This window comes from Streptosporangium sp. CA-135522, from assembly GCF_050949235.1.
Taxonomy (GTDB): Bacteria; Actinomycetota; Actinomycetes; order Streptosporangiales; family Streptosporangiaceae; genus Streptosporangium.
On the sequence record NZ_CP192026.1, the window covers coordinates 7251950 to 7269816 of the forward strand.

13 protein-coding genes are annotated in these 17867 nt (G+C 72.4%); 5 read left to right on the forward strand and 8 right to left on the reverse strand.

The window, feature by feature from the left end; all coding sequences use genetic code 11:
- Positions 1-117: 117 nt before the first annotated feature.
- From ACQPYK_RS34405 to ACQPYK_RS34425, 5 genes are all read right to left on the reverse strand, one after another.
- Entirely contained in the window at positions 118-612 is a 495-nt protein-coding gene (locus tag ACQPYK_RS34405; RefSeq protein ID WP_433240404.1) for a (2Fe-2S)-binding protein, read from the reverse strand.
- Positions 605-1474: an FAD binding domain-containing protein gene (locus ACQPYK_RS34410; protein ID WP_433240407.1), complete on the reverse strand. Its 870-nt coding sequence runs from the start codon at positions 1472-1474 to the stop codon at positions 605-607. The genes ACQPYK_RS34405 and ACQPYK_RS34410 overlap by 8 nt, the downstream gene beginning before the upstream one ends.
- Positions 1471-2868 (reverse strand): uracil-xanthine permease family protein, encoded by a 1398-nt coding sequence (locus tag ACQPYK_RS34415; protein ID WP_433240410.1) that lies wholly within the window; start codon positions 2866-2868, stop codon positions 1471-1473. Before ACQPYK_RS34415 ends, ACQPYK_RS34410 begins: the two co-directional genes overlap by 4 nt.
- Before the next feature lie 362 nt (positions 2869-3230).
- Positions 3231-3452, reverse strand: a complete 222-nt coding sequence (locus ACQPYK_RS34420; RefSeq protein ID WP_433240413.1) for an RNA-binding S4 domain-containing protein — start codon at positions 3450-3452, stop codon at positions 3231-3233.
- Positions 3453-3477: 25 nt separating this feature from the next.
- Entirely contained in the window at positions 3478-5040 is a 1563-nt protein-coding gene (locus ACQPYK_RS34425; RefSeq protein ID WP_433240416.1) for a PucR family transcriptional regulator, read from the reverse strand.
- Positions 5041-5232: 192 nt separating this feature from the next.
- Between ACQPYK_RS34425 and ACQPYK_RS34430 the strand changes: the two genes are divergently transcribed.
- From ACQPYK_RS34430 to ACQPYK_RS34450, 5 genes are all read left to right on the forward strand, one after another.
- Positions 5233-6147: a DUF2877 domain-containing protein gene (locus ACQPYK_RS34430; RefSeq protein WP_433240419.1), complete on the forward strand. Its 915-nt coding sequence runs from the start codon at positions 5233-5235 to the stop codon at positions 6145-6147.
- Positions 6137-7555: an FdrA family protein gene (locus ACQPYK_RS34435; protein ID WP_433240422.1), complete on the forward strand. Its 1419-nt coding sequence runs from the start codon at positions 6137-6139 to the stop codon at positions 7553-7555. The genes ACQPYK_RS34430 and ACQPYK_RS34435 overlap by 11 nt, the downstream gene beginning before the upstream one ends.
- Positions 7556-7622: 67 nt before the next feature.
- Positions 7623-9032: a DUF1116 domain-containing protein gene (locus ACQPYK_RS34440; protein WP_433240425.1), complete on the forward strand. Its 1410-nt coding sequence runs from the start codon at positions 7623-7625 to the stop codon at positions 9030-9032.
- Positions 9033-9262: 230 nt separating this feature from the next.
- The gene (locus tag ACQPYK_RS34445) at positions 9263-11347 is read left to right on the forward strand and encodes a protein kinase domain-containing protein (RefSeq protein ID WP_433240428.1); all 2085 of its coding nucleotides are present in this window, start codon (positions 9263-9265) and stop codon (positions 11345-11347) included.
- Positions 11348-11526: 179 nt separating this feature from the next.
- On the forward strand, positions 11527-12774 hold the full coding sequence (locus tag ACQPYK_RS34450; RefSeq protein WP_433240431.1) for an MFS transporter: 1248 nt from the start codon (positions 11527-11529) through the stop codon (positions 12772-12774).
- A 108-nt stretch (positions 12775-12882) separates the two neighbouring features.
- On the opposite strand, the gene ACQPYK_RS34455 is transcribed toward ACQPYK_RS34450, so the two are convergent.
- The 3 genes from ACQPYK_RS34455 to ACQPYK_RS34465 all read right to left on the reverse strand — a co-directional run bounded on the left by ACQPYK_RS34455 (position 12883) and on the right by ACQPYK_RS34465 (position 17829).
- Positions 12883-14478 carry a bifunctional 3'-5' exonuclease/DNA polymerase gene (locus tag ACQPYK_RS34455; protein ID WP_433240434.1) on the reverse strand — a complete coding sequence of 532 codons (1596 nt, stop codon included), beginning with the start codon at positions 14476-14478 and terminating at the stop codon, positions 12883-12885.
- Between the two features lie 35 nt (positions 14479-14513).
- A complete protein-coding gene (locus ACQPYK_RS34460) occupies positions 14514-16022 on the reverse strand; it encodes a metallophosphoesterase family protein (RefSeq protein WP_433240437.1) in 1509 nt (502 codons plus the stop codon).
- A 178-nt stretch (positions 16023-16200) separates the two neighbouring features.
- Entirely contained in the window at positions 16201-17829 is a 1629-nt protein-coding gene (locus ACQPYK_RS34465) for a serine/threonine-protein kinase (protein WP_433240440.1), read from the reverse strand.
- Positions 17830-17867: the final 38 nt, after the last annotated feature.

Consider the following 17867-nt stretch of genomic DNA (forward strand, 5'->3'; position numbering starts at 1 on the left):
GGCATCCCCGCCCGGAGCGGGCAGCCCGCGTTCGCGGACGCCCTGTCCTGAGCGGACGCCCTGTCTCGATCCGCCCCCTCGGACCGTCCGCCTTCCCCAGCTCGCTCATCTCCCCGCTCACGACTCCTCCGCCATGATCTCGGCCGCGCGATGGACGGACTTGACGATGTTCTGGTAACCCGTGCACCGGCACAGGTTGCCGGAGATGCCCTCCAGCACCTCCTCCTCGGTCGGCGCCGGGTTGTCCCGCAGCAGCGCGGTGACGGTGCACAGGAAGCCCGGGGTGCAGAAACCGCACTGCAGGCCGTGGCACTCGGCGAAGGCCCGCTGCACCGGCGACATCGCGCCGTCCGGGGCGGCGAGCCCCTCGACCGTGGTGATGTCATGGCCGTCCACCGTGACCGCGAACGTCAGGCAGGAGCGGATCGGCTCACCGTCCAGCAGCACCGTGCAGCATCCGCACACTCCGTGCTCGCATCCGACGTGGGTGCCGGTCAGGCCGAGATCGTGCCGCAGGCAATCCGACAGCAATCGCCGTCCCGGCACCTCGGCCTGGCGGACCACGCCGTTCACGGTCAGCGTGATCGCGATGTTCGCCGTCGGCTCAGGCATCGAGGGCCTCCCTCGCCGCGTCCCGCAGGGCCTGCCGGGCGAGGACCCCGGTGAGATGGCGCCGATAGTCGGCGGTCGCGTGGATGTCGGTCTCCGGTTCGATCCGGTCCTGTACGGCCCGCGCCGCCGCGGCCCAGTCGGTCGAGGCGGGCGGGCGGTGTCCGCAGGCCTCGGTGACGTCGACGAGCACCGGGACGGGGCCCGCGCTCACGCACGCCACCCTGGCCGTGCCGACATGCAGGTCCTCGTCCAGCTCGACCAGCGCCGCGACCCCCGCCAGCGCGTAGTCGCCGTGCCGCCTGGCCACCTCGCGGAACGCGGTGCCCGCGCGCGGGGCGAGCAGCGGGAAGAACGCCGACACCGCCAGCTCCCCGGGCTCGACCGCCGATTCCATCGGACCGGTGAAGAACCCGCCGGCGGGGACGTCCCGGGTGGCGTCGCGACGGGCGAGCCGTACCGAACCGCCGAGGAGGGCGAGCACGGCGGGCAACTCGGCGGCGGGGTCGGCGTGCACCAGGCTGCCGACCACCGTGCCCCGGTTGCGGATGACGGGGTGGGCGACCAGCCGCAGCGCCTGGCGCAGCAGCGGCTGGGCGGCGGCGACCGGCGCGGCGCGTTCCACCTGGGCGTGCCTGGTCAGCGCGCCGACCCGGACACCACCGGGCTCCACGTCGAGGGTGGCCAGGCCCGCCAGGCGGTTGATGTCGACGAGGTGCGCGGGGGCGGCCAGCCGCATGTTGAGCATCGGGATCAGGCTCTGGCCGCCGGCGAGGACCTTGCCGTGCTCTCCGGCGCCGGCGAGCATGTCGAGGGCCTCGCCGACCGATCGGGGGGCATGGTAGTCGAAGGGGGGCGGTTTCACCCGGACGCCCCTCCGCCGGGCACGGCCCCACCGGTCTCGGTGCCGGTCCGGCCGGGTTCGTCTCTCGTCCCGCCGGAGATCGCCCTCAGCAGGTGGTAGCCGCCCACCACCACGATGGTGCCCAGGGCGATGCCCTCCAGGACGAAGTGCGAGCCGATCATCTGCCTGACCGGGCCGATGGCGAGGATGACGCCGGCCCCGATCGGGACCATGTTGACCGGGTTGGAGAAGTCGACCTGGTTCTCGATCCAGATCTTGGCGCCGAGTAGGCCGATCATGCCGTAGAGGATCACCGTGATGCCGCCGAGCACACCGCCGGGGGTCGCCGCGACCAGCGCGCCGAACTTGGGGCAGAGGCCGAACAGGATCGCGACCACGGCGGCGATGTAGTAGGCGGCCGTCGAATAGACCCTCGTCGCGGCCATGACCCCGATGTTCTCGGCGTAGGTGGTGGTCGGGGAGCCGCCGAAGGCGCTGGCGACCGCGGTGGCGGCGCCGTCGCCGATGATCGCCCGGCCCATGTAGGGGTTGACGTCGACGCCGGTCATCTCACCGACGGCCTTGACATGACCGATGTTCTCCGCGATCAGCGCGATCACGGCCGGGAGCACCAGCAACACGGCGGAGAACCTGACGTCGGGCAGGAACGTGTCGGGCCAGCCGATCCACGGAGCCTGGGCCACCGAGGCGAAGCTCACCCGCGGATGCGTGTCGACGGCGGCGGTGGCGGCGTTGTAGGCGGTGATGTCACCGAACAGCCGGTCGGCCGCCCAGGACAGCACGAAACCGATGATCAGACCGAGCAGGATGCCGATCCGGCCGACGAACCCCTTGAAGGCCACGATGATCACGAAGGTGACGACCATGGTGATCAGGGCGATCCACTGGTCCTGCGGCCAGTAGACGTCGGCGACCACGTAGGCCAGCCCGAACCCGATCAGCATGACGACCGCGCCGGTGACGACCGGGGGGAAGATCCGATTGATGATCTGCACGCCGAGGAAGTGGATCGCCACGCCCGCGAGCGCGAGCACCAGGCCGACGACGAGGATCGCCCCGGTGACGATCGCGTCCACGGCGGGCGTGTCACCGCCGAAGGACGCCCGGATGGCCAGCACCCCGCCCACGAACGAGGCGCTCGTGCCGAGATAGCTGGGGATCCTCCCCTGCACGATGAGCAGGAACATGATCGTGGCGACGCCGGAGAACATGATGGCGACGTTCGGGCTCAGCCCCATGACCAGCGGGAAGACGAATGTCGCGCCGAACATCGCGATGACGTGCTGCGCTCCGAACCCGATCATGCGCGGCCAGGACAGTCTTTCGTCCGGCCTGACGACTTCTCCGGGCGCCAGGGTCTTGCCGTCGCCGTGTTTGGTCCAACCTGCAACCATCAAGCCCCACCTCTCACCGGGCCGTCGGTCGGTGGCCGCCCCGCAGGCATCCCTCCGGCGAATCCCCATGCTGTCGTTGCGGGCACATTAGGCCCGCCGTCGCACCCGTACATCGTCATGATCTGCCAAATCTGAGTCGCCGACCAGTGATCACCTTGCGCACCGGCGACGACAGCGTCCTGTTGGGAGATGAGGGACTACGGAGGGTTCCCGGGCGCGAGGCCGCCGAAACCCGGTGCGGGCCACGGCGCGGGCATCATGCGGGCCACTGTGCAGGCATCGTGCGGCACTGTACGGGCCACGGCGCGGGCATCGTACGGGCATCGTGCGGGCGCTGTGCGGGCCGCTTCCGGCGGCGGACGTCAGCTCCCCGCACCGACGACGTGGATCTCGAAGCCGTCGCCGGTGACGACCTGCCCGGCGCGGATCTTGCAGGTCTTGCGGAGCTCGACCTCGCCGTCCACCATGACGTTCCCCTCAGCGATGAAATGCTTGGCCTGGCCGCCGGTGTCGGTGACGGCGCAGTATTTCAGCAGGTCGCACAGCGGGATGTAGTCGGTCTCCAGCTCAAAGGTCTCGTTCACGCCCCAGAGTTTAGAGGCCACGGGCTCAGATTCCGCGCATCCGCAGGACGTGCAGCGCGAGCGTGAGGTTCAGGCGCAGGTGGGCGTCCTCGGTGAAGCCGCCGAGCATCCGTTCCAGCTTGCCGATGCGGTAGCGCAGCGTGTTGTAGTGGAAGTGCAGTCTGCGGGCCGTCTCGGCGACGTTGAGGTTGGTGTCCAGCAGCACCTGCAGGGTCCGGCGGAGGTCGGCGTTCTCGGCATCCTCGTCGGAGGCGAGCGGGCCGAGCGTCTCGCGGACGAAGGCGTGCAGTTCGGCGGTGTCGTTGACCAGGGACAGCAGGCGGTAGACGCCGAGCTGGTCGAAGTGGGCGACCGCGGCGGGGCCGTGCAGCTGGCGGCCGACCCTGGCCGCCTTGAGTGCCTGGCCGTACGCCTCGGGAAGGGCTTCGGCTCCGGCGGCGACGCGGCTGGCGCCGGTGGAGAAGGTGGCGGACAGAGATTCGGCGAAGGCCACCGCGGCGTCTTTCGCCAGGCGGGCGGTGTCGACGGTCGCGTCCACGATGGCGACGACCTCGTGGGAGAAACCGGCCACCGCGCCACGCGGGTCGTGACGGCGCAGCGCGGCGGTCCAGCAGGTCACCAGGCGGTCCTGGGCGATGCGCTCGTCCCCCTCCGGGTCGAGCTCGGCCACCAGCACGGTCACCGGGCGTTCCAGGTCCCAGCCGAAGGCCTTGGCCCGCGCGGCGACCCGTTCGGAGCCGCCGGCCCGGCCGGTGAGCACGTCGCGCAGGAAGTCGGCGCGGTATTTGCTCTCGACCGCGTTGACCGCCTCCTGCCGGGTCACCACGAGCGCGGCGACGGTGGCGGCACGTTCCAAGATGCCGATGTCGCTGTCGCCGATCGAGCCGACGGGGCCGCAGGCGACGATCCGGCCGTGGTGGTGGCCGCCCGCGACGACCGGGACCGAGGTGTGGCGGCCTTCGGGGGCGCCGCGCAGCGCCGACAGGTGTTCGGCGGGGCCTGCGGCGGCCAGCACCTGGCCGGCCCCGTCCAGCACCGCCACGGCGACGTCGAGCAGTCCGGCCACCTCGGCCGTCACCTCGCGCAGCCCGCCCCCGGCGAGCACGACCTGGACCAGCGCCCGATGCGCTTCCTCCGCCCGGGCCAGCACGGCGGCCTGGCGGTTGAGGATGTCGGTGAGCACCTGGTTGAGGATGTCGTCGAAGCCGACGTCGTCGGGAAGCTGGATCAGCGGGAAGCCCAGCCGGTCGGCCTGCTCCACCATCTCCTCGGGCAGCCGGTCCAGGTAGCGGCCCAGCTTGATGGCCAGCGCGGCCAGACCGCGTTCGTCCAGGTCGGCCACCAGCCGGTCGAGCGACTGGGGGGTGTTGCGGAGCGGGTAGCCGGTGGTGAGCAGCAGCTCGTGCGGCTTCACCCAGGCCAGGACGTCCGGAACCTCCATCACGTTGAGCCGCTGCACGATTCGGTCCAGGCCCCGTTCCCCCGCGATCAGCCGCGCCCCGGCCAGGGTCGAGACGCCGAGGACCTCGCCGACGGCGACGCCGTGGATGATCGTGCCGGTGCTTGCCAGGCGCACGGGAGGTTCCATGCAGCGATTGTGACTGATGGAGCCGTCTGTCAGGAAGAGCCAACCTTTGGGCTGACTGTTGTCACCTTTCTCCGTACGGACGGGCCGCGGGACCGTTCTACGGTCGGCTCAACGGACGGGGGAAGTCGCGATGGGGTGCAGCGAGGGAGCCGGCGGGCACGGCGCGGGCACGAGGCCGCCGGAGAGGGTCCGATGACCGTCGGCACGCGCCCGAGGATCCGGCGGGCCCGCGTGCGGACGGACGCGACCGGCGCGGCCAGCACGGCCCTGCGCCGGATGCTGGAGTCGCCCCGCCGCCCCGCGCGGGTGCTTGCCGCCTTCCCCACCGGGATCTATCTGGAGGTCCGCACCGAGCTCGAACCACATGTGATCGCGGTGGTGACGGGCGACGCCACCAGGTTGCCCAACGCGATGGTGGTCGCCGGCTCGATGCCGCAGGTCACCGTGGGGGACGAGGCCTGTGTCGGCGACGGCTCGATCGAGGTCGGACGGCTCAGCCTTCGGCCGCACCGCTGGTGGGATCCGGCCCCGCCGCTCGGCCCGGTGGATCCGGCACGGCTGGCGGCGTCGCTGCCCGTGATGGCCGGACTGTGCGGCCGATCGGCCAGACGTCCGGGGCTGGAGGGCAACGGCGCCGCCGGCCTGCTGGCCGAGGGATGCGCCCAGGCCTCCCTGGTGAAGGGCGTCACGGCCGCCGAGCAGCTCGTCGGACTCGGCCCGGGGCTCACCCCCAGCGGTGACGACATGTTGGCCGGGACGCTGGTGGCCCTGCGTCACCTGGGCGCGGCGGCCGGAGTGGAGCGGGCCGTCTGGCTGGCCGACTGGCTGGCCGCCGCGGTCACCTTCGACGCCCGCGGCAGGACCACCCCGATCTCGGCGACGCTGCTGCACTGCGCGGCCCGAGGCGAGGCCAGCGGCGAGGTGCTGGCCGTGCTGCGCGGCCTGGCCGGACGGCAGGCGCTGGAGCCGGCGCTGCACCGGCTGCTCCGGCTCGGCCACACCTCGGGGGCCGATCTGGCCTGGGGACTGCGCATCGGCCTGGCCGCGGTCGTCGATCTGGGAGGCGGGTCGGAGGGCGGATCGGAGGGCGGGGCACGTGAGCACTGATCTGGTCCGGATACGCACGGGGGTGTATCACGACTCGGTGAGCCTGATGCGGGTCAGCCAGGCGATCACCGCGCTGCCCGGCGTCGAGGTCGCGGTGGTGGCCATGGCCACGGAGCTCAATCTCGGCATCGCCGCCGACCTGGGCTTCGACCTTCCCGGGGCCGGTCCGTCCGACCTGCTGATCGCGCTGCGGAGCGGCGCCCCGGCCGAGCTGGAGGCCGCCGCCGCCGAGCTGGACCGGCTCCTGTCCGGTCTTGCCGGCCGTACGGCGGGCGGAACGGCCGTCGAGCACCCGCCGCGCACGGTTCGCGCCGCCGCCCGCGATGGGGCCGCCACGCTGGCCCTGGTCTCGGTGCCGGGGCCGCACGCGTTCGCCGAGGCGCTGGACGCGATCGAGGCCGGCCTGTCCGTGATGATCTTCAGCGACAACGTGCCGGTCGAGCAGGAGGTGCTGCTCAAAAAGCGCGCCGACGAGCTGGACGTGCTGGTCATGGGACCCGACTGCGGCACGGCCGTGATCGGCGGGGTGGGCCTCGGCTTCGCGAACGTGCTCCGTCCGGGTCCGGTCGGGGTGGTGGCCGCCTCGGGGACCGGCGCCCAGCAGGTCACCTGCCTGCTGGATCTGGCGGGCGTGGGGGTCAGCCATGTGCTGGGCGTGGGCGGCAGGGACCTGTCGGAGGAGGTGGGCGGGCGCTCCACCCTCCGTGCCCTGCGGGCGCTCGACGCCGACCCGGCGACCGAGCTGATCGTCCTGGTCTCCAAGCCCCCGGCCGCCGAGGTCGCGCACGCCGTGCGGGAGGCCGTGGCGAAACTCGGGACACCGGTGGTCACCGCGCTGCTCGGCCCCGGCCAGGACGATCTGACCACGGCGACCGAGACCGCCCTGCGCGCGCTCGGGGCGAAGGTCCCCGCGTGGCGTTCCTGGCCCGCACCCGCTCCGGAGCAGAGCCGGCCGGGCGGGGGCGCCGCCGGGGCGGAGGCCCGCGCGGGGAGGCTGCGCGGCGTCTACTCCGGCGGGACGCTGTGCGTGGAGGCCCGGCTGGTGGCCGGGACCGGGGAGTTCACCGACTTCGGCGACGACGCCTACACGCGTGGCCGGGCCCATCCGATGATCGACCCCGCGCTCCGGCTGGAGGCCCTGGCCGAGGTGCCGCCGGGCGACGTCGCGCTGCTGGACGTGATCCTGGGGCACGGCGCCGATCCCGACCCCTCGGCGCGGCTCGCGCCCGGGATCGCCGCGGCCGTCGCCAGGGGCGTGCCGGTGGTCGTCGCGCTGGTCGGCGCCGAGGGCGACCCTCAGGGGCTGCGGGCCCAGGCGGAGGCGCTGCGCGCGGCGGGAGCCGCGGTATTCGTCTCCAACGCGCAGGCCGCCGGGCACGCGGCCGCTCTGCTGGCGGGCGCCCGATGATCCGCTGGTCGTGCGGGATCGGTGATCGCCCGGCCGCAAGCCGCCGTTTCCCGCTCAGGAGTGGTCGATGACGCTGCCCATGCTCTCCGGAGAGCCTCAGGTGATCACGGTCGGGACCGAGCTGCTCGGTGAGGCCCTGGACGCCCAGGCCGTGCCCAGGGTGGGGGTGGACTGGCGCCCGCCGATGCCCGGCACCGCCGGCGACCTGGCCCGGGTGCTGGCCGACCCGCGCAGGAGCGGCGCCAACGACAGGGCCGTGGCGCGTCTGACGTCCGCACGGCCCCAGCTCGTCGGCGTGCGGCCCGCCCACGAGGTGCTCGACCTGCCCGGGGGCACGTTCCTGCACGCCGGACCGCCGATCGACTGGCATCGGGCGTCCGGTCCGATGCGTGGCGCGCTCATCGGGGCGATGCTGCTGGAGGGTCTGGCCGCCGACGCCGAGGAGGCGGGCGAGCGGCTGGCCGCGGGGCGGGCCCGGCTGGAGCCCTGCCACCATCACCGGACGGTGGGTCCGATGGCGGGCGTGGTCAGCCGGTCGATGTGGATGTTCGAGGTGCGTGACGCCGAACACGGCGGCACCGCCTACTGCTCGCTCAACGAGGGCCTGGGCAAGGTGCTGCGGTACGGCGCCTACGGCCCGGAGGTGCTGGAGCGGCTGCGCTGGATGGGCGAGGTGCTCGGCCCGGTCCTGCGGGCCACCCTGGAGGTGACCGGGCCGCTGGACCTGCGGGCGTTGATCGCCCAGGCCCTGCAGATGGGCGACGAGCTGCACAACCGCAACCGCGCCGCCACCTCGCTGTTGGCGCGGGAGCTGGCCCCGGGGATCGTGGAGGCCGCTCCCGGCCACGCGGCCGAGGTGCTGCGCTTCGTCAACGGCAACGACCACTTCTTCCTCAACGCGGGCATGGCGGCGTGCAAGGTGAGCACGGACGCGGCCAGGGGCATCCCGGGCTCCACCATGGTCGTCGCGATGGCGCGCAACGGCACCGACTTCGGCGTCCAGGTCTCGGGGCTGGGCGAGCGCTGGTTCACCGGCCCGGCGGGCGTGCCGGACGGTCTCTATCTCGGCGCGTACGGTCCCGCGGACGCCAACCCCGACATCGGCGACTCCACGATCACCGAGACCGCGGGACTGGGCGGTTTCGCGATGGCCGCGGCCCCGGCGATCGTCAGGTTCGTCGGCGGCGACGTGTCGGACGCGATGGCGGCCACCCGGTCGATGTACGAGATCACCCTCGCCGAACATCCCGCCTACCAGATCCCGAGCCTCGACTTCCGGGGCACGCCGGTCGGTGTCGACGTCACGCTGGTCGCCAGGACAGGTCTGCTGCCCACCGTCAACACCGGCATCGCGGGGCGGGTCGCGGGAACCGGCCAGGTCGGTGCGGGGCTGGTGAGCCCGCCCGCCTCGGCCTTCACCGCCGCTCTGGCCGCGCTGGCCGAGGCGGCCGACCCCGGCGGCGAATCGGGTAAGTAATCGTTTTCCATTGAGCGTGATCCACAATCCATGATCGGACCGTGGAGAACGCGGCGGTGAATCACGGCTTCCGGCATCGGGATTTGGGCGGCAGGTCAGCCGTGCCAAGTGTGACACTTTGGACAATTACCACGAAGCGCTTTCTCATCCGCTAACTTCCATTACCGAATGTGAGCCCGATATCGTGTCCAACCTTGGAAATCGGGTTGGTTTTGGGGGGACGGGGTAGGATGACCGATCGCTTGCTCGGCAAGGCCCCGGCCGGGCCGGAGGACGGGAGCGCCGGCAGGACCGCACCGGCGGCGCAGGGCAAACTGGTGGGCAGGCGATACCGCCTGGTCTCTCCGGTCGGCCGCGGCGGCATGGGGGTGGTGTGGCACGCCCATGACGTCCTGCTCGATCGAGACGTCGCGGTCAAGGAGCTGATCCTCCCCTACGGCCTGGACCACGCCGGCAAGCAGGTGGCGCACCGGCGCATGCTGCGCGAGGCCCGTTCGGCGGCGCGGCTCAGTCACCCCGGGATCGTCACCGTCCACGACGTCGTCGAGGAGGACGACCGTCCCTGGATCGTGATGGAGCTGGTCCGCGCCTGGTCCCTGGAGCAGGCCGTACGGCAGAGCGGGCCGCTGCCGGTCGTGCAGGCGGCCGAGATCGGTGCCCGGGTGCTCGACGCGCTCCGCCACGCCCACGCCGCCGGAATCCTGCACCGCGACGTCAAGCCCGGCAACGTGTTGCTCACCTCCGATCGGGTGGTGCTGACCGACTTCGGCATCGCCGCGATAGAGGGCGACGTCACGATCACCCAGACCGGCCTGCTGATGGGCTCGCCCGCCTACATCCCGCCGGAGCGGCTGTCCGGCCGGCCGATCACGCACGCCGCGGACCTATGGTCCTTCGGCGCCACGCTGTACGCGGCGGTGGAGGGCCGGCCGCCGTACGAGGGCCCCGACGCGGTGGCCGTGCTGGGCGCGATCCTCACTCAGGAGCCCACCCGGCCGCAGCGCGCCGGGGCGCTGGTCGCCGTCATCGAGGGTCTCCTGCGCAAGGACCCGGCCGACCGGATGACCGCCGCCCAGGCGTCGGACCTGCTGGACCGGGTGCTGCGCAGCCACGGCTCCACTCCCCCGAACCGCGGGCCCGTCACGATCCCCCCGGTGCCGCTCCTGGGCGACTCCACCCCGATGCACCTCCTGCCGCCGCTGGATCCGCCTTCCGGACCGATGCCCTCACGGATCATCGAGACCCCCTCCGGTCCGGTGCGGGTGCCCTACGATCAGCCGGCCGGCCAGCCTGCGCACTCCGACGCGCCGTCGGGCTCCCCGGGCGCGCGCCGCGTCGGCTCGCCCTCCGCGCCGGGCCGGGCCCCGGTCGGGGCCGCCGACCCGTTCGGCTCGTCCGACGGGCATCGGCGCGGCTACGAAGCGTTGCGCAGCCCCTCGGCCGACCTCGGGCGCCCCACTCCGGCCGACGCCCCCGGGGATCTCGCGGACGCCCCGCCGCAGGGCCCCTCCGGTGCCGGCGTCCCGGCGGCAGGGGCAACGCCGTGGCCACTGCCCGCCCCGGGCACCCGGACCTCCGGCGACGGCGCGCACGACTCCCGGGCGGTGACCGTCCCCGGCCGGGCCGGGGGGCGTAGGATCTCGCGCCGCCGCCGGGCGGGGGGCGAGGACGGCTGGATGCGAGACGGCCGCCCGACACCGCGTCTGCTGCTGGTCGGCGGCGGGGCACTGGCCGTGCTGGCCGCCGTGCTGTTCGTCCTGCTGTCCGGCAGTGCCTCCGACACCACCTCTGACACCGCCTCCGGCACGTCCACGAGCCCGGCCCCGTCTCCGGCGGTCTCCACGCCCGGCGAGCCGGTGTCGCCGCTGCGGGCGCGCGGCGAGATTCCGGAGGGGTTCAGGACACTGAGCGGAGGCGGCGTCTCCGCCGCGGTGGCCAGGGGTTGGACGGTGAAGACGGAGAAGAACGGCTCCGTCACCTTCTCCGGCCCGAAGAACAGCAGGCGCAGCATCGTCGTCACCGAGGTGCCGGTCGCCGATCCGGTGACCGCGCTCAGGCGGGCGAGCAAGAAGGGCCTGGACGAATACATCGAGGTGGCGGTGGCACCCGTGCCGTACGGTACGTGGAAGGCCGCCGACTGGGAGTACACCTATGTCCAGCCCGGCGGCGTCGTGCCCATGCACGGGCTGACCCGTTACGTCGCGCTCGACGGTCAGACCGCCTACCAGATCACCTTCGCGGTGCAGGATCTGGAGTGGGAGAGGAGCGCTCCGCTCCGGCAGACCTTCTTCGGCACCTTCGCCCAGGTCGACTGAGCCTTCCGCCCAGGTCGACTGAGCCTTCGCCGGCCTTGCCACTGGGGATCGACGGCGGCGGCCGTCGATCCCCGGGGGCCCGGAGAGGAAGGGATCGGGGACGCCGCCGCGGGTCGCGTCACGCGTGATGACAGACTTCACTCGTGACCGAAACCACCACAAATGCCGACATTTCCCTCATGGATAGCGGGAAAATAGCCGCCGTACAGCGGCGGACCCTCGCCGTCCTGTCCATCGCGCAGATCACCGGGGGCGTTGGGGTCGCGGTGGGATTCGCCTTCAGCTCGCTGGTGGTCGCCCAGCTCTCCGGCTCCGTCTCGATCAGCGGGCTGGCCGGAACCTCGACCGTGCTCGGGGCCGCGCTGCTGGCGCTGCCCACCGCGAAGGCAGCGGCCAGGAGCGGGCGCAGAGCCGGGCTGGCCCTGGCCTACGGCTTCGCCCTGCTCGGCTGCCTGATCACGGTGATCGCCATCACCATCGGCTCGTGGCCGCTACTGCTGGCCGGGCTGGTGCTGTTCGGCGGCGCGAGCGCGGGCAACCTCGCCTCCCGCTACTCCGCGACCGACCTGTCCCCGCCGGGGCACTCGGCCCGGCATCTGTCCTGGGTGGTGTGGGCCGCCACGATCGGCTCGGTCACCGGTCCCAACCTCGCCGAACCGGCCGACCACCTCGGCCGCCGACTCGGCCTGGCCCCGGCCGCCGGCCCCTTCGCGCTCTCCCTGCTGGCCTTCGCGCTCGCACTGGGCGTCATCGTGATCGGCCTGCGCCCCGACCCGCTGCGGCTGGCCCGCTCGGTCGCCCCCGCGGCGCCCGCCCCCACGACACCCGCCACCGTCACGCGGTCCGGGGGCACGCTGCGCACCGCGTGGCGGATCCTGCGCCAGTCGCCGGTCGCGCTGCGCGCTCTCACCGCGATCGCGGTCAGTCACACGGCGATGGTGTCGGTCATGTCCATGACGCCCCTCCACCTCGACCACGGCGGCGCGACCTACTCGGTCATCGGCATCGTGCTCAGCCTGCACATCGCGGGCATGTACGTCCTGTCGCCGGTGGTCGGCTGGCTGGCCGACCGGATCGGCCGGGTCCGGGTGCTGACCCTCGGCATGGGCCTGCTGCTGGCCGCCGCCGTTCTGACCGGCACGGCGCAACCGCACGACGTCATGCAGGTGTCGGCCGGCCTGGCCCTGCTCGGCGTCGGCTGGTCGTGCGGGCTGATCTCCGGCTCCGCGATGCTCAGCGAAGCCGTGCCGCTGGAGCACCGCCCCACCGTACAGGGCCTTTCCGACCTGCTGATGAACGTCTGCGGCGCGACCGGCACGGTGGTGGCGGGCGTGATCGTCGGCGCCCTGTCCTACGGCGTGCTCGGCGCCGTCGTGGCCGTGATGGTGACGATCACCGGTGCGCGGCTGGCCCTGAGCCGCGCATAAGGGCGGCTCACCCACCGGCTCACCCACCGACTCGCCCACCGCGCGCCCACCGGCTTCACCCACCGCGCACTCGCCGCCCGCCGACTCACCCGCTACGCGCCCGCCGGCTCATTTGGCGTCGGCGTAACACCGCACCGCCAGGGCCTGCATCGGGAAGCGCACCGGGGTGGAGCCGAACAGCAGCCGGGTCGCCTCCTCGGCGGCCCGGCCGACCGCCACGACGACCTCCTCGGCCAGCTCCGCCGGGCAGTGCACCATCACCTCGTCGTGCTGGAAGAACACCAGCTTGGCGGGATCGGGCAGCAGCCCGCGCAACACGGCCATCAGCGTCAGCGCCCACTCCGCCGCGGTCGCCTGCACCACGAAGTTGCGGGTGAACCGGCCCCGGTCGCGGGCCGCCCGCTTCCCGTCGGGGCCGGAGACCAGCTCGCGCCAGCGGGCCGAAGGCTGCGGGCAGGTACGGCCGAGCCAGGAACGGACCAGCCGGCCGTCCTCCCCGCTGCGCGCGGCGTCCTCCACGAACTGGTAGGCCTTGGGGAAGCGCTGCCGCATCACGGCCAGCAGCTTGGGCGCGTCCCCGCTGGTCCCGCCGTACATCGCCGACAACATAGCGATCTTGGCGTGGTCGCGCTCGCCCCCGAACGCCTGGGCCAGCGCCTGGTAGAGATCGATCTGCCCGGCCGCCCTGGCCAGGCCGCCGTCTCCGGCCATCGCGGCCAGCACCCGGGGTTCGAGCTGCGCCGCGTCGGCGACGACCAGCGTCCAGCCCTCGTCGGCCACCACGACCTTGCGCATCACCTTGGGGATCTGCAGCGCTCCGCCGCCACTGGTGGCCCACCGGCCCGACACGACGCCGCCCACCACGTATTCGGGCCGGAACCGGTGGTCGCGAACCCACTGGTCGGCCCAGACCCAGCCGTGGAAGCTGTAGATCCTGGCCATCTCCTTGTAGGCGAGCAGGGGCGCCACCCCCGGGTGGTCGACCTTCTTGATCTCATGGGCCCGGGTGGAGGCGATGGGCACGCCCGCCGACTTGAACGCCTTGAGGATCTGCTGCGGGGAGTCGGGGTTGAACGACGTGCCGAACGCCGCCGTCACCTGGTCGGCCAGGGCCTGAAGCTTGGCCGGTCGCATGCCGTGCACCGGACGCGGGCCGAGCAGGCCGGTCAGGAGCGCGTCGTGGACGTCCTCCCGCCAGGGCATGCCCTCATGTCTCATCTCCTCCGCGATCAGCGCTCCGGCGGACTCGGCGGCGACCAGCAACCGAAACCGCTGCGGATCGGCGATGGCCTCGATCCGCCTGAGCTGGTCGGCGTGGACCTCGGCGACCAGGTCGGCATCGGGCGGGGGCGGCTCCTCCTCGAACAGCGTGGCCTGCCGCGCCTGCGGCTCGTGATGGTCCTGCGGCACCGGCAGCCCGTGCAGCCGCGCGTGCGCGGCCAGAGCCGAGCGGGGCTCGCCGTAACGCCCCTCGTATCCCAGCAGCAGGCTCTCCGTCAGGGTCAGATCGTGGCAGCGAGTCAGCCGCACGCCGACGCCGAGCAGTGCCGGGTAGACCTCCTTGGTGTCCGCCCAGACCCAGCGAGGCCTGCCGGCCTCCAGCTCCCGAGCGGCCTCCGCCAGGTCGGCGACGGCCCGCACGGCCTGCCCGTCCGGGCGCAGGACGCCGCCCCCGCCGGGACTCGCCGCGACTGCCACGTTCATACGTCCAGCCTGCCATGTGGCGCCGACATTCCCGATCAGACGAGCGAGATCACGACCTCGTCTTCGAGCGGGGGTTCGATCTCCTGCGGCAGGCAGCCGGTGGCGGCGAAGCAGCGGATCGTCAGCGTCCTCGGCGTCACCGAGACATGCAGGAAACTCTTGAAGAACGGCGGGGTGTCCCAGTCCGACAGCTCCGACAGGTAGCGGTGGAAGACCCTGCCCACGGGCAGTCGCAGCGGCATCGGCCAGCCGCCGAGAATCCGCGCCGCCCACCGCATCCGCCGGGTGATGGGGACCGGCGGGACGTCGCGGACCGGGGTGTTGCCGATCTGCCGGGACATCAGCGTCGCGCTCTCGGCGGGGGTGAGGTAGAGCCAGCGCATGCGCAGCCGTTCGCTGTAGAGCTTGCTGTAGAACGACAGCGAGTCGCCGCGGAGCGGGTAACACCGGTAGTCGTCCTCGTGCACGCCGCCGACCGTGACCCTGGGGGTGGTGTGGGTGGCGTGCATGAAGGCCCCGGAGCCGCCCGCCACGATGTACTGGATCGTCCGGCCGCCCGTCTTGACCGGGAAGCGCTGGTAGTTGTGCACGTCCCCGCCTATCGCCGCGACGTAGTTGTGCGCGGGGTCGGCGACGATGTCGTCGATCGTGCCGCCGCCTTCAAGTCTGGACGGCTTGTAGTCGTTGCGGGTGTAGACGGGCTTGCCGGTGATCAGCATCTTGGGCCGCGGGTCCCGCGAGACCTCGCGCAGCCATTCGGCCTGCTCCCGGTCGATCGTGCCGTGGATGCCGGTGTCCACCCCCACGATGAGCAGTCCGGGCGTCTCCATCGCCCAGTACGGCGCGGGCTGCACGGCCCGCTGCCGGGGCAGTGCCCGGCGCTCGCGCGCCCTGGCCAGAGCCGCCTCGTCGATCCTCTCCGGCCTGCGCCAGAGCAGCCCGCGCAACCCGGCGGGCGACAGCCCGAACCCCTGCCGTTCGGCCTTCAGCGCGGGCGCGTCGCAGAAGACGCGCATGAAGCCGCCGAGCCCGTCGTACCAGTCATGGTTGCCGGGGACGGCGTAGATCGGCGCCGGGTAGTCCTTGTAGGGGCGGAAGAACTTGTCGTCGTACTCGTTCCCGGACCCGGTGGGGTAGATCACGTCGCTGGCGATGACCGCGAAGGCCGTCTTCGCGCCGAGCTTGAGCAGGCCGGGGATCACCGCGTACTGGGAGGCGTCGCCCTCCCCGGTGTCGCCCAGGACGAGGAAGGAGAACTCCGGCCCGACGTCCATCGGGATCCGGAAGGAGGGATCGACGCCCCGGTCCCGCTGGGAGGCCGTCCAGCGCGCCCGGACCTGTCCCGAGGGATCGCCGAACAGGCCGGCGAGGACCTCGTTCCTCGACTTCCAGACGGTGCGGGGGCTGAGCCAGGTGAAGGACCCGTCGTTGGGCCGCAGATCCTTGAAGGAACCGATCTGGACGCAGTCCCAGCCCGCCCCCTCCTCCGAGACCCGGGAGGAGACCTCACGCCCGCGTTCCGCGGCCTGCCCGACATCAGCCATGACCGTATATTGGCAATGATCTTACGAAGACGCACCCATTCCTGGAGATAGGCCCGTCCAGGAGCCGTCGGAGCACCCTGGGAGCATCGCCGCGAGCCCTGCCGAGCCCTGCCGGACCCGGCCCTGGACCGCACGGCGACGACGCCTTCGACAACCCGACGACGCTCTTGGGAAGCGGCTAGAGACGACCCCAGCGGAAGTCGTCGAAGTGCGCCACGGTGTTCCTCCGGTACCCCGGCGACTGCCGTGCCATGAGACCCACCGCGCCCGCCTTGAGCGGCGACTCGTCGTCGACCGCCCCGACGACCCGCTCGCCGTTCACCCAGAGCGTCAACCGGACCCGGTGCGGTTCCTGCAGGCAGGCCGCCTGCAGCGTGGCGAGCCTGTCGGCGCGGTATCCGGGGATCCGCTCGGCGAGCGTCAGGTCGCGTATATCGCCTTTGACCTTCTTGGCGATCGAAGCCCGCCCGTCCCGGCGGATGCGGAACTCATAGCCGTCGTCGGCGCCCCCACCCAGGCGGCCGTGACAGTAAAGACCCGCCTGACCGTCCGGTTCGCCGTTCGGCATGCGCATCTTGACGCTCAGCAGGGTCTCCTTCGGCGGCACGATGCCGACCGACGCGCTCGCGAAGTGATCAACGTTGTCCTGGGAGGTGGTGAGCTGGTAATAGCCCTGGCCTTGGCCGTAGAGACCTCCGTAGTCACGCGGCCAGCCCCTGTCCCGGGAGAAGTCATCGGCGAACACCAGCTCGGCCTGGTCGGGCGGGCCGTCATCCAGCCAGAGGTACGCTCCCCCCGCGGCAAGGGCCAGGACCAGGGCCGCTCCACCGAAGACGAGCCATCTGGACCGCGGCTTCGGTGACGGCGCGCGGCGACGGCCCCCGGCCGTGGCCTTCGGCCCGCGTCCGCCGGAACGCTCCCGCGCGGGCGCGACGGGGCCGGCCGGCGCGACCGGCGCGGAGTCCAGGAGGGTCAGCCGGAGGGTCCCGGCGATCCTCCCGGTGTCCACGTTGCTCCGGCCGACCAGGTGGTCCAGGAGCTGCTGGGCGGTCGGCCGCCGCGCGGGATCCTTGTGCAGAGCCGTCTCGACGGCCTCCCGCAGGCCCGGGGCCAGGCCGTCGAGCACCGGGGGTTCGTGCGCGACCTTGTAGAGCACCTCGGTGAGCGTCTTGCCTCCGAACGGGGCGCGCCCGGTGGCGGCGAACGCCACCACGCATCCCCAGGAGAAGACGTCGAACGCCTGGGTCACCGGCTCGCCTCTGAGCGCCTCGGGAGCCATGTAGTCGGGAGTGCCGACGATCCGGCCGGTGGCGGTCCGCTCGAAGAGCGTGTCGAGCGCGCGGGCGATGCCGAAGTCGATCACACGCGGGCCGAACGGCGACAGCAGCACATTGGCCGGCTTGAGGTCGCGGTGGATGACCCCGGCACCGTGGATCGCGGTGAGCGCGGTCGCCACTCCGACGGCCAGCGCCTCCAGGTTGGCGCCCGACAGCCGCCCGACCTGGGCCAACGTGGGGCCCGGGACGAACTCGGTGACCAGATAGAGCGGGTCACCCTCCAGGTCGGCGTCCAGAACCGGCGCCGTGCAGAACTGGCGCACCCGGCGGGCCGCGGTCACCTCGTCCCGGAACCGGTCGGCGAACGCGGGATCATCGGCCAGCTCTGCGTTGATCACTTTGATCGCGACCCTCGCTCCCGCGGGGTCCTCAGCCAGGTAGACGGTGCCCATCCCGCCCCGGCCCAGTCGCTCAACGATCCGGTAAGGCCCCAAAGACGCCGGATGGCTGATGGAATCCTGCTGGTTCATACCCCCGCGCCCTCTTTGTTCCTTCAAAGCTTGATCAT